This window comes from Aeromonas fluvialis (genome assembly GCF_000819885.1).
GTDB classification, from domain to species: Bacteria; Pseudomonadota; Gammaproteobacteria; order Enterobacterales; family Aeromonadaceae; genus Aeromonas; species Aeromonas fluvialis.
In genome coordinates this window covers 1-18,781 of sequence record NZ_CDBO01000046.1, presented here as the reverse complement: position 1 = coordinate 18,781, position 18,781 = coordinate 1, and the positions used below count along the sequence as shown (strand labels likewise).

Below are 18,781 nucleotides of genomic sequence, written 5' to 3'. Positions count from 1 at the left end.
ATGAGCAGATACCAGCCCATCAGTTGCGATCTCTACGACTGGCTGGAGATCGCCGCCTGCTGGCAGTTGCCGGTCACCCTCACCGTTCGGAATGGCCGCCAGTGGGTGGACCGGATCCGCACCCTCGAAGCCTGTGAAGGGGTCGAGTATCTGCTGCTGCACAGTGGCGAACGGCTCAGTCTGGCGGAACTGGCGATCCTGCGCCTGAGTTGGCAAGGGGAAGACAAGCTGATCCGCTTTGCGCCAAGCATCTGAATATATTACAAAAAAGAGGGCCAACATGACGTTGGCCCTCTTTTTTACATCCCCAACGCCTGGCGGATGTTAACCCACCGCCAGTGCCGCCATCACATAGACATCAAAGCGGTTGCTCTTGGTCTCGATGGCCATGCTGGGCTTCTGCTCGTTGAGCCAACCCGCGTAGTCGGGGCGCTTCACCACCACCCGCTTCTCAGCCATCTTGAGCGCAGCAGGCAGCAGAGCGTCGGCATCGAGATCCGGGCCCACCAGCGACTGGAACACCCGCATCTCTTTTTTCACCAGCGCCGACTTCTGCTTGTGAGGGAACATGGGGTCCAGGTAGATCACCTCGGGCCGCTCGGCCAACCCGAGCAGGCTCTCCACCGCAGGGCCATGCAGCAGTTGCATCCGCTCGCTGACCCAGGGGCCAATCTCGGGATCCTGCGCCGCCCGCGTCAGCCCGTCCTGCAGCAGGGCTGCTACAACGGGGCTGCGCTCGATCAGGGTCACCTTGCAACCGAGAGAGGCGAGCACGAAAGCATCGCGTCCCAGCCCGGCGGTGGCATCCACCACGGTCGGTGTCGCCCCCGCTTTCAATCCCACCGCCTTGGCGATGGACTGGCCACGACCGCCGCCAAACTTGCGGCGATGGGCCACCGCCCCTGCCACGAAGTCCACATAGACGGCACCCAGCTTGGGCTCATCCAGCTTGCGCAGTTCGAGTCGCTCTTCAGTCAGTACCAACGCAAAAGGAGCCGGAAACGCTACGTCGGCAAGACGTAAACGCAGGGCGTCGAGCTCACCATCACGGGCGGGAACTTCACTGAAAACCTGAATATGGGGCATAGGGGCAGACTCATGGCTCGTACAGAAGCGGCCATGATAACAGAAGCGGCGGATCAGCTCACAACAGAGAGGTTCATCCCCTGACGGTTGAGGTCGAGGTAATCGGTCAGATCGTCATAGGCCAGCGGACGGCTCAGCAGGTAACCCTGGGTGAAGGCACACCCCTTCTGGCAGAGGAAGTTGAGCTGCTCGCGGGTCTCCACGCCTTCGATCACCACCTGCATACCGAGGTTGTGCACGATGTTGATGATGCCGTCGAGCAGCAGCCGATCCTGCTCGTTGAAGGGGATATGGCGCACGAAAGATCGATCAATCTTGACCAGGTCCACCGGGAAGGTGCGCAGATAGTTGAGGGCCGAGTAGCCGGTACCGAAATCGTCGATGGCCAGCTTGCAACCCGCCTCGCGAAGGGCCTCAATCCGCACCCTGTGCTGATCACTGCTCTCCATCAGCAGAGATTCGGTGATTTCGATGACGATGTCGGCAGGATCGAGCCCGAAGTGCTGGATCACCTTGAGCCACTCGCTCGCCTCGGGATCGATGGTCTGGAACTCCATGGTGGAGCGGTTGATCGACATCTGCAGATCCGGGAAACCGGACTGCTTTAGCCGCGCCAGATCCCGGCACGACTGCCACAGCACCAGCGAGCCCAGCCCCTGGATCAGTCCGGCCTCTTCCGCCAGCGGGATGAACTCGGCTGGCGAGACCTGTCCCCACTGGGGATGATACCAACGCACCAGCGCCTCCAGCTTGGCGACCTGGCCACTGCGGTTATCCCAGATTGGCTGGTAAGCCATGGTCAGCTGCTCGTGCTTGATCGCCTCCGCCAAATCCTGCTGCATCTGGTGGCGCTGGCGCACCTCTTCTCGCATGGAGGAGCAGTAGGTACCGATCAGCCGCCCCTGACGCTTGGCGGCAAACAGCGCCTGTTCGGCATTGCGCAGCAGCTCGTCGCTCTCGCTGCCATCGACCGGACATAGTGTCATCCCTATGGTCGCGGTGACATAAAGATGCTGATTGGCCAGCATGAAAGGACGAGCAAAGCTGCCGATCACCTGCTTGGCAAACACCTCAGCCTGACGGCGGGTGACGATACCGGGCACCAGAAAGGCAAACTCGTCGCCACCGATGCGAGCAACCAGATCTTCGGTGCGCACCCGGCTCACCAGTCGATCCGAGACCTCTCGCAGCAAGGCATCACCCGCATGGTGATCCATGCTGTTGTTGACCGCCTTGAAGTTGTTGAGATCGAGCACCATCAGGGCGAAACGCTCGCCCCGCTCGCAGAAGCGGGTGAGGCAGCGGCCAAACAGCCAGCGGTTGGGCAGGCTGGTGAGGTTGTCATAGTTGGCTTGGGTCGCGATCTTCTGCTCGGCCACCTTGGTTTGGGAAAGATCGCTGAAAATGGCGATATATTGCTGAATCTTGCCCTCTTCGCGCAGAGTGCTGATCATCAGCTGCTGCGGGTAGAGCTTGCCGTTCTTGCGCTTGTTCCACACCTCGCCACGCCATACCCCCACCCGCTCCAGCGCGTGGTACATGTCGGCATAGAAGGTCTGATCGTGCAGCCCGGATTTGAGCATGCAGGGACGCTGCCCCCGCACCTCATCACCGCTGTAGCCGGTGATCTGCTCGAACGCCGGATTGACCGAGATGATGCGGCTGTCAGCATCGCACACCAGAATCGCTTCGGAGAGATTGTCATAGACCCGGTGGGAGAGCTTGAGCTGCTCCGCATGGCGCTTGAGGGGATCGATATTCTCCAGCAGCACCATCAGGTGATCCGGCTGCTGCTGATCATCGCGGATCAGGGTGACCGTCACCCGCCCCCACAAGATCTCGCCCCCCTTGCAGAAGTAACGCTTCTCCTGGGTGAAACTGCTGCGCTCGCCACGCCGGATCTCTTCATAGCACGCGAGGCTGCGCTGCCAATCCTCGGGGTGATTGATGTCAGAGACGGAGCGGTGCAACAACTCGTCGAGAGGATAACCCAGCATCTTCTCGATGGCCGGGTTGGCCCAGAGAATACGGCCGGCGAGATCGAGCTTGCCGATACCTACAGGGGCCTGAAACAGCACACTTTGCAGCACATGGGGGACATCCGGCGCCGGTTTTGGCAGCTGTCGCTGCAACATCAACGCCAGTTCACGACCGGCCAGCGGCCCCAGCAACCTGAGCAACCCCATCACCTTGTCCATATTGGCCTGTGGCTGACGGTAGAACAGGGAGCAGATACCTATGGTCTCGCCATCCGCATCCTTGAGGGCAATCCCCGCATAGGCCTGAGCTTGCCACGCCTCGGCGCGCGGCATTGCGGGGAACAGTTGCAGCAGACGATCGCTGAACCAGGCCTCTCCCTCCTGCCAGGTAATGGCATCAGGGGTGTCAGTCAGGGGCAGCGTCAGGGTATCGGGGTCAAAGGAGGGGGGGTAGGCAGCCTGAACCGTCAAATGGGAAGCATTTGATTCCCTGCTGGCGATCAGGACGACATCAGCCATCACAGCAGCGGCGATTTCACTCACAAAGGTATCTAAATATCCCTGGCCGCTCGAATGAGCCAGACTGGAGATGATTTGATAGACGGAATCGAGTGCTCGCCTCATGGCAAGTGGCTTTCTCTCCTTGAAGGTTAGAACACGACTCTACTGAAGAGCCGTGGGCTGTGCAAATATGCAATCAGCAAGATATTAAAAAGCCTTGAAAAAAGGGACCAAAAGGTCCCTTTTTATCGCAGAAATCACGCCTTAATCCCACTATGGTTCAAAAATGTATCTACTTGAGGCTCAGAGCGGTCGCGGCCATCAGCCTCATGCGGCAATCCCGCTGTGGCGCAGTAGGGCATCCACCTTGGGCTCCCGACCACGGAAGGCCCGGAACAGCTCCATCGGCTCTTTCGAGCCCCCCTTCTCCAGAATATGCTTGAGGAAGGATTGGCCGGTGACCGGGTTGAAGATCCCCTCCTCCTCAAAGCGGGAGAAGGCATCGGCCGAGAGCACCTCGGCCCACTTGTAGCTGTAATAGCCCGCCGCATAGCCGCCCGCGAAGATGTGGGAGAAGCTGTGCTGGAAGCGGTTGAACGCCGGTGGCACCATCACGGCCACCTGACTGCGCACCTCGTCCAGCAGCGCCGGGAGCTGCGCCGGATTGGCCGGGTCAAACTCCTGATGGAGACGGAAGTCGAACAGGGCGAACTCCAGTTGGCGCAGCATCTGCATCGCCGCCTGGAAGTTGCGGGCAGTCAGCATCTTCTCCAGCAGGTCGGCAGGCAGTGGCTCGCCGGTCTCGTAATGGCCAGAGATAAAGGCCAGCGCCTCTGACTCCCAGCACCAGTTCTCGAGGAACTGGCTCGGCAGCTCGACCGCATCCCAGGCCACGCCGTTGATACCGGCCACGCCAGCCACGTCGATGCGGGTCAGCATGTGGTGAATGCCGTGGCCGAACTCGTGGAACAGGGTGACCACTTCGTTGTGGGTGAACAGTGCAGGCTTGCCATCCACCGGGCCGTTGAAGTTACAGGTCAGGTAGGCCACCGGCTTTTGTAGTGAACCATCCTGACGGTAGCGACGACCCAGGCAGACATCCATCCAGGCGCCACCCTGCTTGTGTTCGCGGGCATAGAGGTCGAGGTAGAAGCTGCCACGCAGCTCGTCGTCGGCATCGAAGATGTCGTAGAAACGCACGTCCGGGTGCCAGGTGTCGATACCAAGGCGCTCGCGTATCTTCATGCCGAACACCCGCTTCACCACTTCGAACAGCCCTTTCACCACCTTGCTGGCGGGGAAGTAGGGGCGCAACTGCTCGTCGGAGATGGAAAACTTGTGCTGCTTGAGCTTCTCGGCGTAATAGGCGAGATCCCAGGCGGCCAGCTCACTCTGACCATGCTGCTCGGCAGCGAAGACGCGGATCTCCCCCAGCTCGGCTTTGCCTTGTGGCAGGGATTTGGCAGCCAGATCGGTGAGGAAGCTCACCACCTGTTCACTCTTGTCCGCCATCTTGGTCGCCAGCGACAGCTCGGCATAGTTGGCAAAACCCAGCAGCTGGGCCAGTTCGCGGCGCAGTGTGAGCAGCTCGGTCATGATGGCGGAGTTGTCCCACTTGCCCGCGTTGGGGCCCTGATCGGAGGCGCGGGTGGTAAAGGCTTCATACATTTCGGCGCGCAGTGCGCGATTGTCTGCGTACATCATCACCGGCAGGTAGGAGGGAATATCCAGCGTGAACAGCCACCCCTCCTTGCTCTTGAGCCCAGCCATCTGACGGGCTGCAGCGCGCACACTGTCGGGAAGACCGGCCAATTCGGACTCATCAGCCACCAGCTTGTGCCAGCCCTGGGTAGCATCCAGCACGTTGTTGCTGAAGCGGGAGGCTAGCTCGGAAAGGCGGGCCTGAATCTCACCGTAACGCTGTTGCGCCTCGGCAGGCAGACCGATACCTGACAGACGAAAATCGCGCAGGGTGTTCTGGATCTCCTTGCGCTGGGCATCGTCCAGACGCGGGAAGTCATCGCTCTGGGAGAGGGTCAGATAAGCCTGATAGAGCCCTTCATGCTGGCCGACATAGGTCTGGAATTCGGAGAGCAGCGGCAGGCAGACATCGTGGGCCTCACGCAGTGCCTCGCTGTTGAGTACGGCGTTGAGGTGGCTGACCGGTGACCAGATCCGTGACAGACGGTCATTGACCTCTTCCAGCGGGGCGATCAGGCTATCCCAGGTATGGGGATCACGCTGGGCCAGCACATCGCTGATCTTCTGCTTGCAGTCAGCAATCGCCTGAATCACGGCAGCTTGTACCTGATCGGGCTTGATCTGGCTGAAAGGGGGCAGAGAATCCATTGTCAGCAAAGGGTTATTCATCCCGGTTACCTCTTGTTTGGTCTTGAACAGACCGCTTTAGCAGCTCTGTATGGGTTTCTAACATGTGGCCAAGCCACACAATAATCAAGCGGGAATCCGCCGTAGCCCTGCACTTTTCCAGCCATTTCAACTCGGCTCCCTGCCGTTGCCGCAGTTTTGCCATCCACAGCCAGTAACAGGATGAATCTGTGAACTTTTTTGGCTCTTACCGGTACTTTCAAGGGACAACAAGTAGCCTTTTACCGGCGTCATGGCTGCCTGCCTGGTACCGGAATGGTCAATCAGGGGTCCTAAAAAATGTAGATGGCGTAACAAATTATCAATACTTTCATATAATTAGAGTAAACACTCCTGTTGATTAATTTGTTTTCAGGCATTTATCATAAGCAGTCTGCCATACAGGTCACTTGATTCTCTGTGCTGCACGGAAATCGGTTGAAAAAGGCAATGTGGCTCGAAAGGCCACCACGCAAAGCCACCGGTCTAAGGGATTTTCCTATGACAGCGGGGCTGCCCCCGAAGCCCATCCCTTGATGGGCCTATTTTTGCAATGTACGGAGCAATAATGAACAAGTTCAAACTCTCTCTGCTGGGCTGCCTGATCGGCGCCACCAGCCCCATACTGCATGCCGCCAGCGCTGGCCAGAACATTGTCAACCCGCAATCTGGTGTGGTGGTCGGTTACTGGCACAACTGGTGTGACGGTGCAGGCTACAAGGGCGGCATCTCTCCCTGCGTCAAACTGGATCAGGTCAACCCGCAATACAACGTGGTCAATGTCTCCTTCATGAAGGTCTATGGCAGCAACCCGATCCCGACCTTCAATCTCGACCCGGCTGTAGGCCTGAGCGAAAGCCAGTTCATCGAGCAGATCGCCGAGCTGAACCGTCAGGGCCGCGCCGTGTTGCTGGCACTGGGTGGCGCCGATGCACACATCGAGTTGCGCACCGGTCAGGAGCAGGCCTTCGCCGACGAGATCATCCGTCAGGTTGAAACCTATGGCTTCGACGGGCTGGATATTGATCTGGAGCAGGCCGCCATCACCGCCGCCAACAACCAGACCGTAATCCCGGCAGCCCTGCGCATCGTCAAGGATCACTATCGTGCCCAGGGGAAAAACTTCCTCATCACCATGGCACCCGAGTTCCCCTATCTAACCCAGAACGGGGCCTACATCCCCTATATCCGCAATCTGGAAGGCTACTACGACTGGATCAATCCCCAGTTCTACAACCAGGGCGGCGATGGCATCTATATCGATGGCATCGGCTGGATTGCCCAGAACAACGATGCCTTGAAAGAGGAGTTCATCTATTACATGGCTGACTCCCTGAGCAATGGCACTCGCGGCTTCTACAAAATCCCGCACGACAAACTGGTATTCGGCCTGCCCAGCAACATCGATGGCGCCGCCACCGGTTACGTCAAAGAGCCCCAGAAATTATTTAACGCCTTCAACAAACTCAAGAGTGAAGGCCAGCCACTACGCGGGGTGATGACTTGGTCGATCAACTGGGATATGGGGCGCAATGCCGCAGGTCAGGCTTATTCCGAAAGCTTCATTAAAACCTATGGCCCCTTTATCCACGGTCAAGATATCACTCCACCTCCAGCCAATGGCAAACCCACGATCAGCGGCATCAAAGACACACGGGTGAAATTTGGCAGTGCATTCAACCCGCTTGATGGCGTGACCGCCCACGATGCGGAAGATGGTGATATCACCGATCGCATCGAAGTGGAAGGTGACGTTGATACTCATAAGCTGGGTCTGCAACCCCTGACTTACCGCGTCACTGACAGCGATGACAACATCACCGAGCAAGTACGCACCATTGATGTGTACAACATGAAACCGGTACTGCATGGTGTAGAGAACGTCAGCATCACGCTGGGCAGCACTTTCGACCCGCTTGCGGGGGTCTCTGCGAGCGATGAAGAAGATGGCGACCTCACCGCATCCATCACGGTCAGCGGCAATGTCGATACCGGCCGAGTCGGCAGCTACTCCCTGCAATACAGTGTCACCGATGGCGCAGGGCAGACCATCAGCCAGGGGCGCACAGTTAAAGTCACCGATGGCAACACCTGCAGCAGCGAATGGAATGCCACCAACGTATATAATGGCGGCGATGAGGTTGACCACAATGGCAAGCGCTGGCGCGCAGGCTGGTGGACTCGCGGCGAGGAGCCGGGCACCACGGGTGAATGGGGTGTATGGCGAGTCATTGGTGATAGCGACTGCGGTGGCAGCAATCCACCTCCGCTGCCCAACCCTGATTTTACTGTCACTGGACTGGCAGACAGCTATCCGATTACTCAGGGCAACGTCACCATTAACTTCAATATCAATACCAATGCCCTGATGGCCATGCAGGCAGAGCTCAAGCAAGGCGATCGCGTCATCGGTAGCAGCTCTGCGTCGATCAATGGAAGTGGCAATATGCTGCTGTCTGGCACCAACGCAACTGCGGGTAACTATCAACTGGTCATCACCGGTAAAGCGGAAGGGGCAAATGCCACCACCCAAACTTACCCGCTCAGCTTGACTGAAGAGAACAATCCGGGTGAGCCGGGTGAGTACCCTGCTTATGTCCCGGGAACGTCTTATAAGGCGGGTGAGCGAGTCTCTAACGCAGGTGGCAACTACGAGTGCAAGCCGTACCCCTACACCGGCTGGTGTGGTGGTGCTGCATGGGCTTATGCGCCTGGTCAGGGCACCGCTTGGAGTGATGCCTGGATCAAGCTGTAATTGATCGGTCATCACTAAAGAGGGGAGCCATTGGCTCCCCTCTTGTTTATCAGCCTGCCACGCCCCTCAACGGGCGTCATCCCGCAACCATTGCGCCACCCGTTTGGCGAAGTAGGTCAGAATACCGTCCGCTCCGGCCCGCTTGAAGCAGAGCAGGGACTCCATGATGGTCTCCTTCTCCTTCAACCAGCCGTTCTGGATCGCCGCCATGTGCATGGCATACTCGCCGCTCACCTGATAGGCGAAGGTCGGCACGCCAAACTGATCCTTCACCTGACGCACGACATCCAGATAGGGCATGCCGGGTTTGACCATGACCATGTCCGCCCCTTCCTGAATATCCAGCGCCACCTCATGCAGGGCTTCGTTGCCGTTGGCCGGATCCATCTGGTAGGTAGCCTTGTTGCTCTTGCCGAGGTTGCCGGCAGAGCCAACCGCATCACGGAATGGGCCGTAGTAGCAGGAAGCGTACTTGGCGGAGTAGGCCATGATCTGGGTGTTGATGAAGCCGTTCTCTTCCAGCGCAGCGCGGATGGCGCCGATGCGGCCATCCATCATGTCGGACGGCGCGACTATATCGACTCCGGCCTCGGCGTGGGAGAGCGCCTGCTTGATCAGGATTTCGGTGGTGATGTCGTTCAGCACATAGCCTTCGTCATCGATGATGCCGTCCTGACCGTGGGTGGTGAACGGATCGAGCGCCACGTCGGTGATCACCCCGATCTCCGGGAAGTGGGCCTTGAGGGCACGCACGGTACGCTGGGCCAGCCCGTTCGGGTTGTAGGCCTCTTCCGCCATCAGGCTCTTGCTCTCCAGCGGGGTGACCGGGAACAGGGCGATGGCGGGCACACCCAGTTCCACCAGCTCGGCAGCCTCGATCAGCAGCAGATCGATGGAGAGACGCTCCACCCCCGGCATGGAGGGAACGGCTTCCCGACGGTTCTCCCCTTCCAGCACGAACACCGGATAGATGAGATCGTTGACGGTCAGTACGTTCTCGCGCACCAGACGACGGCTGAAATCATGTTTGCGCAGACGGCGCAGGCGGCGGCCCGGAAAGGCGCCCGGAAGAGTTGTAGCCATGAATCACTCCTGGAGAGGAAGTTGGAAGAACGCGGCGGAGGTGGCCCGGGTATGGGCCAGCAAGGCCTCGGGCGCTTCACCACGACAGGACGCCACCACCTGGGCGATGTGCGGCAAAAAAGCAGGTTCGTTGCGTTTCGGGCGCGGTTTCAGATCCCGCGGCACCAGATAGGGGGCATCGGTCTCGATCATCAGCCGACCAGCCGGAATACGGGCCACCTGCTCACGCAACAGCTGGCCGCGGCGCTCGTCACAGAGCCAGCCGGTCACCCCAATATGCAGCCCCAGCGCCAGACACTCGTCCAGCTCCTCGTCGGAACCGGTGAAGCAATGCAGCACAGCTCCCGGCAGCTTCGGCAACCAGGGGCGGAGGATCTCGATAAAACGGGCGTGCGCATCGCGGCAGTGGAGAAACACCGGCATCCCGAGCTCGGCAGCCAGTGCCAGCTGGGCGTCGAATACCGCATCCTGCACCGGACGGGGGGAGAAATCGCGGTTGTAGTCGAGGCCGCACTCGCCGATGGCCACCACCTGCGGCTGCGCCGCCAGCTCGCGCAGGGCGGGCAGGGTCGCCTCATCGACACTCTTGGCATCGTGAGGATGTACACCGGCAGTGGAGAAGCAGTAGCCCGGCCAGCGGGCGGCCAACTCGGCACTCTCGCGGCTGCCAGCCAGATCGGTACCAGTCAGGATCAGTGCTTCCACTCCGGCGGCGCGGGCACGGGCCACCAGCTCAGGCTGTTCACCGGCGAACTGGCTGCTGGTCAGGTTTAAACCGATATCGATCATGCCAACTCCCAAATCCCTTTGGGAGTCAGGTTTTTATCCTTAATTTGCTTGGATTTTCTTAATTCAGTCGCAGCCCAGCGCATGTCATATTGCCATGTGAAGAACAGTTCTCCGGCGCCTTTCAATTCTTGCTCTTTATGTGTCCATATCCATTCAGCAACACTAACAATTCGAGCTCTACCACCGCGATCTGCTAGCGCAGTAAGCACCCATTCTTGTAAATCCGTTTTCGTAACCATGTATCGACTCTATCAAATTAAGAGGAGCCTCAGCTCCCCTCTTCCGGTTGTTCCTGTTGCTCCTCATCCTCTTTCTTCACGTAGAAACGGGCGAAGAACAGACCCAGCTCCCACAGCGCCCACATCGGGATCGCCAGCAGGGTCTGGGAGAAGACATCGGGCGGCGTCAGCAGCATACCGACCACGAAAACACCGACCAATACGTAGGGGCGTTTTTCCCGCAGACTCTGGGGAGTGGTTACCCCGGTCCAGCAGAGCAGTATGGTGGCCACCGGAATTTCGAACGCTACCCCGAACGCGAAGAACAGGGTCAGTACGAAGTCCAGATAACTGGCAATGTCGGTCGCCACCGTCACCCCTGCGGGTGCGGTGCTGGTGAAAAAACCGAACACCAGCGGAAACACCACATAGTAGGCAAACGCCATCCCCGCATAGAACAACACGGCGCTGGAAGCAACCAGCGGCATGATGAGCCGCCGTTCGTGCTGGTACAGACCGGGGGCGATAAAGGCCCATGCCTGATAGAGCAGATAGGGGATCGCCACGAAGAAGGAGACCACCAGGGTCAGCTTGATCGGCGTGATGAAGGGGGTCGCCACATCCGTCGCTATCATGCTGGTGCCTTCCGGCAACTGGCTGAGCAGCGGCTGGGCTATAAAGTCGTAAATGTTGTTGGAGAAGTAGATAAGCGCGATGAACACCAGCAGGATGGCGATCAAGGCACGCATCAATCGGCTTCTCAGCTCCACCAGATGACTGATGAGGGGTTGCTCGGCCTGACTCATGACTTAACCTCCCCTTTCACTGCTGACTCGCTGACCGACACCGGCTCGCTCTTCCGCTGACTGTTGACCGGCGGCACGTCGCGTCCCAGCGGCTGCACCGCAGGCTCCGGCTGCGTGGCTGGTTCAGCCTGGACGACCGGCTCGGCCTGCGGCGGACGGATCTCGTTCTCCACCTGATAGGGGCGATTGACCGATTGGGCCGCCGCCTTGAGCTGTTCGATGGACTCCTGCAGCTCGGGGCTCAGGTTGCTCATCTGCAACTGTTCCGCCTTCTTCAGGTCGTTGTGCAGCTCTTGCAACTTGAGCTCCTGCTCCAGCTCGGACTTGACCGAGTTCGCGGTCGAACGAATGAGGCGGATCCAGTGGGTAGCCGTGCGGATGGCAACCGGCAGCCGCTCTGGCCCCAGCACCACCAGTGCGACCACACCGATAACGACCAGCTCCCAAAAACCGATATCGAACATGGCTTAGGCCTGATCTTTATCTTTCTGCTTGGCGGTCTCAGCGCTCTGAGTGGCCGCTTCGTTCAGCTGTTTCGGGGGAAACTCGGCATCTTTCAGCTCGGTTTTGGCATCGCTCGGCTCGTCGGAGAGGGCTTTCTTGAACCCCTTGACCGCCGCGCCCAGATCACCGCCAATCCCGCGCAGTTTCTTGGTACCGAACAACAGCACGACGATGACTGCGATGATCAACAATTGCCAAATACTGATACCACCCATGATTTTCTCTCCAGAACAGGCGCCTGACGGCGCGGTTGTTGATTAATTGGAACGGGTTCGCAACCAGCCAACCAGCCAGCAAAGGGCTGCACCGGCGAGACTGGCTTGTCCCCACTCAATGTATTGTTTTTGGGTCAGCAAGAATACACCCGCCAATAGCAGGCTGGCTCCAACCCCTAAGAGGTAGCGGGCCTGCCCCTGCCGATGGCTGTGACGGCGGAACTCGGCAAACATCTGGTCGAAATGACGCTGCTGATGACGGGTCTGGCGCAGGGTCTCATAGACCAACTCCGGCAGCTCAGGCAGCTTCTCGGCCCAGAATGGCGCCTTCTCCTTGATGGCGTTCAATACCGACTTGGGCCCCACCTGCTCATGCATCCAGTTTTCGAGAAACGGCTTGGCGGTCTGCCACAAATCGAGCTGCGGGTAGAGCTGACGCCCCAACCCTTCCACATAGAGCAGGGTCTTTTGCAGCAGCACCAGTTGCGGCTGCACCGTCATATGGAAGCGGCGCGCGGTGTTGAACAGGTTGAGCAGCACGTGACCGAACGAAATCTCCGAGAGCGGCTTCTCGAAGATGGGCTCCAGCACGGTGCGGATAGCGAACTCGAACTCGTCCACCTTGGTGTCTGCCGGTACCCAGCCAGACTCCACATGCAACTCCGCTACACGGCGATAGTCACGGTTGAAGAAGGCGAGGAAGTTCTCCGCCAGATAGCGTTTATCTTCCCGATTGAGGGTACCAACGATGCCGCAGTCGATGCCGATCCAGAGCGGGTTTTCCGGGTGTTCGTAAGAGACGAAGATGTTGCCCGGGTGCATGTCGGCGTGGAAGAAGCTGTCGCGGAACACCTGGGTGAAGAAGACCTCTACCCCGCGCTCGGCCAGCAGCTTCATGTTGGTGCCGTTGGCCTCCAGCGCGGCGATGTCGGAGACCGGAATACCGTAGATGCGCTCCATCACCAGCACCTGCTCGCGGCAGAGGTCGGTAATGATTTCAGGCACATAGAGCGCCTCGGAGCCGGTGAAATTGCGCCGTAGCTGGATGGCGTTGGCCGCCTCCCGCATCAGGTTCAGTTCGTCGAGTATGGTCTTGCGATACTCCTCCACCACCTCGATGGGTCGCAGCCGCGCGCTCTGGGGCGCAAAGCGGGCCACCAGACGGGCCAGCGTCTGCATCAGCCGCAGATCTGCCTCGATGACATGTTCAATGTCGGGTCGGATCACCTTGATAACGATCTCGCGGCCATTCTCTTTCAGCCGTGCGGTGTGCACCTGGGCGATGGAGGCGGACGCCAGCGGCGTCTCGTCAAAGTCATCAAACAGGGTTTCGATGGGGCAACCCAGGCTCTGCTCGATCTGCTGGCGCGCCGCCTGACCACAGAAGGGGGGCACCCTGTCCTGCAACAGGGCCAGCTCTTCGGCGATATCCGGCGGCAGCAGATCGCGGCGGGTCGAGAGCATCTGGCCAAACTTGATGAAGATGGGGCCAAGGGCCTCGAAGGCGAGACGGATGCGGGCACCGCGGCTGAGATCCGGTTGCTTGTTCTTGAGCCAGAACAGGGAGCAACGGGCCAGACGACCCGGCCAGGGTTGATAGCGGGCGGGCACCAGTTCGTCGATGCCCTGCTCCAGCAGGATGGTGATGATGCGATAGAGGCGTTTGAACTCCTTCGGGGTCATCAGGTCACCTGCTGTTCGAAGCGGGCCAGCCGCAGTTCGACGGCCTTGAGCTGCTGGGTCAGCACCTCGACGTCATCGTTGAAACTCGCCACTTCCAGCGGGCCGGGGGCGAGGCGGGCCTCTTCGGTCAGATATTCCGCCAGCTGGCTGCGGGTGCGGCACAGCTCGCGGCCGACCAGGCGACGCGCCTGACGGGCACCGCTGAACAGGGTGTGGGCCAGCACGTCGCCGGTATAGCGCGACAGCTCCTCCTCCCAGTCGATATCCAGCTCACCCAGCAGCACGCTGAATGCCTGTACCAGCTGGGGATCACCGCTCAGATCCAGCTTCTCCTCGCGGATATAGCGGGTCAGGGCGGAAGGGTCTTTCAGCAGACCGAGGGCGGTCAGGGAGAGACTGAGCACCGCATCGGCCTCCCCTTCATGCAGGGCCAGCACATCCAGCCGACGCTCGGAGAAGACAAACCAGAGCGGCTTGAGTTCACGCAGCTCCAGCTTGAGCACCTTGCCCACCAGTTTGCGCAGCCGCTCCGGGCTCTGTTTGTCCAGCGCCAGCAACTGGTTGAGGCTGGTTTCGATCACCGCGGTGACCATGGCATCCATCGGCATAGGCAACCTTAAAACTTGTAACCGCGGTGCAGGGCAACCACACCCTGAGTCAGATTGAAGTACTCCACCTGCTCGAAACCGACATTTTCCATCATGCCAGCCAAGGTCTGCTGATCCGGGTGCATGCGGATGGACTCTGCCAGATATTTGTAGCTTTCACTGTCGTTCGCAACGATTTCGCCCATTTTCGGCAGCAGTTTGAAGGAGTAGAGGTCATAGAGCTTGGCGATCACTTCACTGACCGGCTTGGAGAACTCCAGCACCAGCAGACGGCCACCCGGCTTGAGCACCCGGAACATGGAGGCGAGCGCCTTGTCCTTGTCGGTGACGTTGCGCAGGCCGAAGCCGATGGTAATCACGTCGAAGTGGTTATCCGGGAAGGGGAGCGCCTCGGCGTTGGCCTGCACGTAGGAGACGTTGTTGGCGACCCCCAGATTGCGCAGCTTGTCGCGGCCCACTTTCAGCATGGAGTCGTTGATATCCGCCAGCACCACCTGACCGGTCTCGCCGACGATGCGGGAGAACTTGGCGGTCAAGTCACCGGTACCACCGGCCAGATCCAGCACCTTCTGGCCCTTGCGCACACCGGAACAGTCGATGGTGAAGCGCTTCCACAGGCGGTGGATGCCGAACGACATCAGATCGTTCATCAGATCATACTTGGCTGCCACCGAATGGAAGACACCTGCTACCAGAGTTTCCTTCTCGGTCGCAGCCACGGTTTTAAAGCCAAAATGCGTTGTCGTTGCTTGTTCTGACATCCCTTAAACACCCATAGAGCAAAGAATGGCCGCCAGTTTACCAGAGCCACTGGCGTCCGGACACCTTAAACCCGGCTCGCAACCAACTGCATGCCCAGCACCACCATGGCCAGACAGAGGAAGAGATTGAGACCGATATTGAGCAGCGCTTTCAGATAGGCCCCATGCTGGGCCAGCACCACCGTATCGAGGGCAAAGGAAGAGAAAGTAGTCAGGGCTCCAAGGATCCCTACCATCAGCAGCGGCTTCATCGGGTGTTCTACCACATGACCGTGACTGATGAGGGCGAACGCCACCCCCATGATAAAAGAGCCCACCACGTTGACCACCAGAGTCCCGTAAGGAAAGTGGCGCCCCAGCAGCAAGGCCATCAGTTCGGCAATCCCAAAACGAAGGCAGGCGCCGATGGCGCCCCCTGCAGCAACATAGAACCAGGTTTGCATGGTGTCACTCCCTCAGGGTCAGGCCGCCATTATGTCGCAATGGCGGCCCTTGTGCCCAGAGGCGGAACTAATCGACATCCAGCCTGATTGAAATCTCAGCGGCGAAAATCGATGGGCTCTGGCTGACCCAGCACGATTTCGGTCTGGGCCGGGCGGGTCTGTGCAATCACCTTGCCGTGGCGGATCGAGTAACGCACCGGCACCTGACGACGCACCGCATCAAAGCCATTGTCGGCAGGCAGGATCAGCAAGTTGGCCGGTTTGCCCACCTCGATGCCATAACGATCCTGCACGTTCAGGGTGCGGGCGCTGTGGCTGCTGATCAGCTTCAGACCATCGTTGATCTGCTCGTAACCCATGATCTGGCAGACATGGAGCCCCATGTGCAGCACCTGCAACATGTTGGCGGTGCCCATGGGATACCAGGGATCGAACACGTCATCGTGACCGAAGCAGACGTTGATGTTCGCCTCCAGCATCTCCTTCACTCGGGTAATACCGCGGCGTTTGGGATAGGTATCGAAGCGCCCCTGCAGGTGAATGTTCACCAGCGGATTGGCCACGAAGTTGATATCCGCCATCTTGAGCAGCCGGAACAGGCGGGAAGCATAAGCGCCGTTGTAGGAGTGCATGGCGGTGGTATGGCTGGCCGTTACCCGGTAGCCGATACCGCGCTCGTAGGCCAGGGTCGCCAGCGTCTCGATAAAGCGGGACTGCTCGTCATCGATCTCGTCACAGTGCACATCAACCAGAACCTGATACTTCTCGGCAAGATCGAAGATGTAGTGCAGACTTTCTACCCCATATTCCCGGGTAAATTCGAAATGGGGGATCGCGCCAATCACGTCTGCCCCCAGCTTGAGCGCCTCCTCCAGCAGTGCCTTGCCGCTGGGGTAGGAGAGGATCCCCTCCTGCGGGAAGGCAACGATCTGCAGCTCGACCCACTCCTTCATCTCCTCCCGCACTTCCAGCATCGCCTTGAGCGCGACCAGATTGGGATCGGAGACATCAACGTGAGTACGCACAAACTGGATGCCGTTGGCGATCTGCCACTTCAGTGTCTGGATGGCGCGCTGTTTCACATCTTCATGGGTCAGCAGCGCCTTGCGCTCGGCCCAGCGCTCGATCCCCTCGAACAGGGTGCCGGAGAGGTTCCAGCTCGGCTCACCCGCCGTCTGGGTGGTATCGAGGTGAATGTGGGGTTCGATAAAGGGGGCGATAGCCAGACCGCCCCCTCCGTCCAGCACCCGACCGGCGACGGCATGCTCGTCATGGGGTTCGATGGCGGTGATGACCCCATCCTGACAGCGGATCTGCCACAACCCTTCCCGATCGGCCAAACGAATATGTTGAATCAGCATTTGTTAGCTTCCTGTACCAGAACCGGCCGCTGGGTGAGGCGAACCAGAATGAAATAGGTGAAGGCGGCGCCCAATACCGCGTTGAGTGGCACTATGCCCGGTAGCCACTTGCCGACAGCCACCCCGACTGCCGTGGCGACCAGCGCCTGCCAGCGCACCGTCTCGAACTGCTGATCGGCAAACTGACGGTAACGCTCACGATTGAGCAGGAAATCCATGATGATAATGCCACCGATCGGCGGAATTGCCGTACTCAAAAAGGCCAGCCAGCCGACAAAGTTGTTGTAAAGCCAGAGGGCGCAAGCGGTACCGATGAGGCCGTTGATCACGCTGAGGGGCTTGCTCTTGAGACCGGTAATATTGGCAAAACCAAGGCCGGAGGCGTAGAGGGCGTTGTCGTTGGTGGTCCAGATATTGAGACCCAGCACCAGAATGGCGGGGATCAACAGCCCCTGCATCAGCATCACTTCCGAGATATCGGCCTGCCCGGTCACCGCCGCACCGGCTGCGCCGAAGACGAACATTAGCGTGTTGCCCAAAAAAAATGCCACCATGGTAATCATGACGGCGCCCCAGGGTTTGCGACCAAAGCGGACAAAGTCGGCGGTCAGGGTTCCTGCACTGATAAAGGAGCCAACCACCATGGTCAGCGCCGTGGTGAACTCGATAGGATTGCTTGGTTGCACCTGCTGCAACGCCGCCATGCCACCGGTCGAGGTCACCGCCAGCCAGACCGAGTAGCCGCCAAGCAGTGCAATGGCCGGTACGGCCACAAAGCTCAACACCATCAAAGCTGAGATGCCGAAGTAGACGGTCACCGTCATCAACATGCCCGAAATGGCGATCAGCCAGTTCACATCTATGCCGGTCGCCTTCTGCACCGGCAGGGCAAACATCGCCACGCCCACGCCGAACCAGCCGACCTGAGTGCCGCCCAGCAGCAGCGAAGGCAGCCAGGAACCTTTCGCCCCAAAGGAGTAACGAGCCAGCAGATGGGTAGAGAGACCGGTTGAGGCACCGATATAACCGAGACAAGCGGTGTAGATCCCCAGCAGCAAGTTGCCGATCAGTACCGCCTTGATGAAGTCATCGAACACCAGCCCGGTGCCCAGCGCACCACCAGTCCACATGCTGGCAGAGAAGAAGGTCAGGCCTAGCATCACCAGCATCAGCGACAGCACACCTTTGCGCCCTTTGGCGGGTACCGCCCCCAAACAGTATTCGTTATCCTGCGCCATGCTCTCTCTCCACGTAATAGGCAAAACGCGCCGGATTTTACATGTAAAACGTTTTACGTCAATCAATCATGGTTAAATCTCTGGATAAAACCATAAATAGCAGTCAAATGAGTAACACTTAGGAACTTAAATCAGCAGAAAAACAGCGCAGGCTACAAGCAGAAAAAGTATTGGAAGTAAGGAATATGAGGGAATGTTTGAAAAGTGATGGATGCAAAAAAGCCTCCCTTTTCAGGGAGGCTTTCTATTTAATGGTGCTGATACCCAGAATCGAACTGGGGACCTCATCCTTACCAAGGATGCGCTCTACCGACTGAGCCATATCAGCACACTAACCGGTAAAGACCACGCTGGGCGTAATCTTGAAATTGGGTGCCTGGCAGT

17 protein-coding genes, 1 tRNA gene and 1 riboswitch are annotated in these 18,781 nt (G+C 58.9%); of the genes, 2 read left to right on the top strand and 16 right to left on the bottom strand.

Annotation, left to right across the window (positions count from 1 at the left end; translation table 11 throughout):
- Entirely contained in the window at positions 1 to 255 is a 255-nt protein-coding gene (locus tag BN1125_RS09760) for a Rho-binding antiterminator (RefSeq protein WP_042012086.1), read from the top strand.
- A gap of 69 nt (positions 256 to 324) precedes the next feature.
- Here BN1125_RS09760 and BN1125_RS09755 read toward each other — a convergent pair whose 3' ends face one another.
- The 3 genes from BN1125_RS09755 to prlC form a co-directional block, all read right to left on the bottom strand.
- The gene (locus tag BN1125_RS09755) at positions 325 to 1,086 is read right to left on the bottom strand and encodes a class I SAM-dependent methyltransferase (protein WP_425283633.1); all 762 of its coding nucleotides are present in this window, start codon (positions 1,084 to 1,086) and stop codon (positions 325 to 327) included.
- A gap of 53 nt (positions 1,087 to 1,139) precedes the next feature.
- On the bottom strand, positions 1,140 to 3,689 hold the full coding sequence (locus BN1125_RS09750; RefSeq protein ID WP_042012085.1) for a putative bifunctional diguanylate cyclase/phosphodiesterase: 2,550 nt from the start codon (positions 3,687 to 3,689) through the stop codon (positions 1,140 to 1,142).
- Between the two features lie 204 nt (positions 3,690 to 3,893).
- Complete coding sequence (prlC, locus tag BN1125_RS09745) at positions 3,894 to 5,936, bottom strand: oligopeptidase A (protein WP_042012083.1); 2,043 nt, start codon at positions 5,934 to 5,936, stop codon at positions 3,894 to 3,896.
- Positions 5,937 to 6,369: 433 nt separating this feature from the next.
- A riboswitch (cyclic di-GMP riboswitch) is annotated at positions 6,370 to 6,454 on the top strand.
- A gap of 47 nt (positions 6,455 to 6,501) precedes the next feature.
- On the opposite strand from prlC, the gene BN1125_RS09740 reads away from it, so the two are divergent.
- Positions 6,502 to 8,688, top strand: a complete 2,187-nt coding sequence (locus BN1125_RS09740; protein WP_052446123.1) for an immunoglobulin-like domain-containing protein — start codon at positions 6,502 to 6,504, stop codon at positions 8,686 to 8,688.
- Between the two features lie 66 nt (positions 8,689 to 8,754).
- Here BN1125_RS09740 and hemB read toward each other — a convergent pair whose 3' ends face one another.
- The 13 genes from hemB to BN1125_RS09675 form a co-directional block, all read right to left on the bottom strand.
- Positions 8,755 to 9,771: a porphobilinogen synthase gene (hemB, locus tag BN1125_RS09735; protein ID WP_042012081.1), complete on the bottom strand. Its 1,017-nt coding sequence runs from the start codon at positions 9,769 to 9,771 to the stop codon at positions 8,755 to 8,757.
- A gap of 3 nt (positions 9,772 to 9,774) precedes the next feature.
- Positions 9,775 to 10,560: a TatD family hydrolase gene (locus BN1125_RS09730; RefSeq protein ID WP_042012079.1), complete on the bottom strand. Its 786-nt coding sequence runs from the start codon at positions 10,558 to 10,560 to the stop codon at positions 9,775 to 9,777.
- Positions 10,557 to 10,799 (bottom strand): hypothetical protein, encoded by a 243-nt coding sequence (locus tag BN1125_RS09725; RefSeq protein WP_042012077.1) that lies wholly within the window; start codon positions 10,797 to 10,799, stop codon positions 10,557 to 10,559. Before BN1125_RS09725 ends, BN1125_RS09730 begins: the two co-directional genes overlap by 4 nt.
- A 29-nt stretch (positions 10,800 to 10,828) precedes the next feature.
- On the bottom strand, positions 10,829 to 11,584 hold the full coding sequence (gene tatC / locus BN1125_RS09720; RefSeq protein WP_042012075.1) for a twin-arginine translocase subunit TatC: 756 nt from the start codon (positions 11,582 to 11,584) through the stop codon (positions 10,829 to 10,831).
- Positions 11,581 to 12,048, bottom strand: coding sequence for a Sec-independent protein translocase protein TatB (tatB, locus tag BN1125_RS09715; protein ID WP_042012073.1), 468 nt, complete (start codon positions 12,046 to 12,048; stop codon positions 11,581 to 11,583). The genes tatC and tatB overlap by 4 nt, the downstream gene beginning before the upstream one ends.
- A gap of 3 nt (positions 12,049 to 12,051) precedes the next feature.
- Positions 12,052 to 12,303 (bottom strand): Sec-independent protein translocase subunit TatA, encoded by a 252-nt coding sequence (gene tatA, locus BN1125_RS09710; RefSeq protein ID WP_042012071.1) that lies wholly within the window; start codon positions 12,301 to 12,303, stop codon positions 12,052 to 12,054.
- Positions 12,304 to 12,345: 42 nt separating this feature from the next.
- Positions 12,346 to 13,986 (bottom strand): ubiquinone biosynthesis regulatory protein kinase UbiB, encoded by a 1,641-nt coding sequence (ubiB, locus tag BN1125_RS09705; protein ID WP_042012070.1) that lies wholly within the window; start codon positions 13,984 to 13,986, stop codon positions 12,346 to 12,348.
- Positions 13,986 to 14,594, bottom strand: coding sequence for a ubiquinone biosynthesis accessory factor UbiJ (locus BN1125_RS09700; RefSeq protein ID WP_042012069.1), 609 nt, complete (start codon positions 14,592 to 14,594; stop codon positions 13,986 to 13,988). The genes ubiB and BN1125_RS09700 overlap by 1 nt, the downstream gene beginning before the upstream one ends.
- Positions 14,595 to 14,602: 8 nt before the next feature.
- Positions 14,603 to 15,355: a bifunctional demethylmenaquinone methyltransferase/2-methoxy-6-polyprenyl-1,4-benzoquinol methylase UbiE gene (gene ubiE, locus BN1125_RS09695; protein WP_005342396.1), complete on the bottom strand. Its 753-nt coding sequence runs from the start codon at positions 15,353 to 15,355 to the stop codon at positions 14,603 to 14,605.
- Positions 15,356 to 15,420: 65 nt separating this feature from the next.
- On the bottom strand, positions 15,421 to 15,798 hold the full coding sequence (crcB, locus tag BN1125_RS09690; RefSeq protein WP_005339378.1) for a fluoride efflux transporter CrcB: 378 nt from the start codon (positions 15,796 to 15,798) through the stop codon (positions 15,421 to 15,423).
- A 95-nt stretch (positions 15,799 to 15,893) separates the two neighbouring features.
- Complete coding sequence (locus tag BN1125_RS09685) at positions 15,894 to 17,159, bottom strand: cytosine deaminase (RefSeq protein ID WP_042012067.1); 1,266 nt, start codon at positions 17,157 to 17,159, stop codon at positions 15,894 to 15,896.
- A complete protein-coding gene (codB, locus tag BN1125_RS09680) occupies positions 17,153 to 18,397 on the bottom strand; it encodes a cytosine permease (protein WP_042012065.1) in 1,245 nt (414 codons plus the stop codon). The genes BN1125_RS09685 and codB overlap by 7 nt, the downstream gene beginning before the upstream one ends.
- Before the next feature lie 252 nt (positions 18,398 to 18,649).
- Positions 18,650 to 18,725, bottom strand: a tRNA-Thr gene (locus BN1125_RS09675).
- Positions 18,726 to 18,781: the final 56 nt, after the last annotated feature.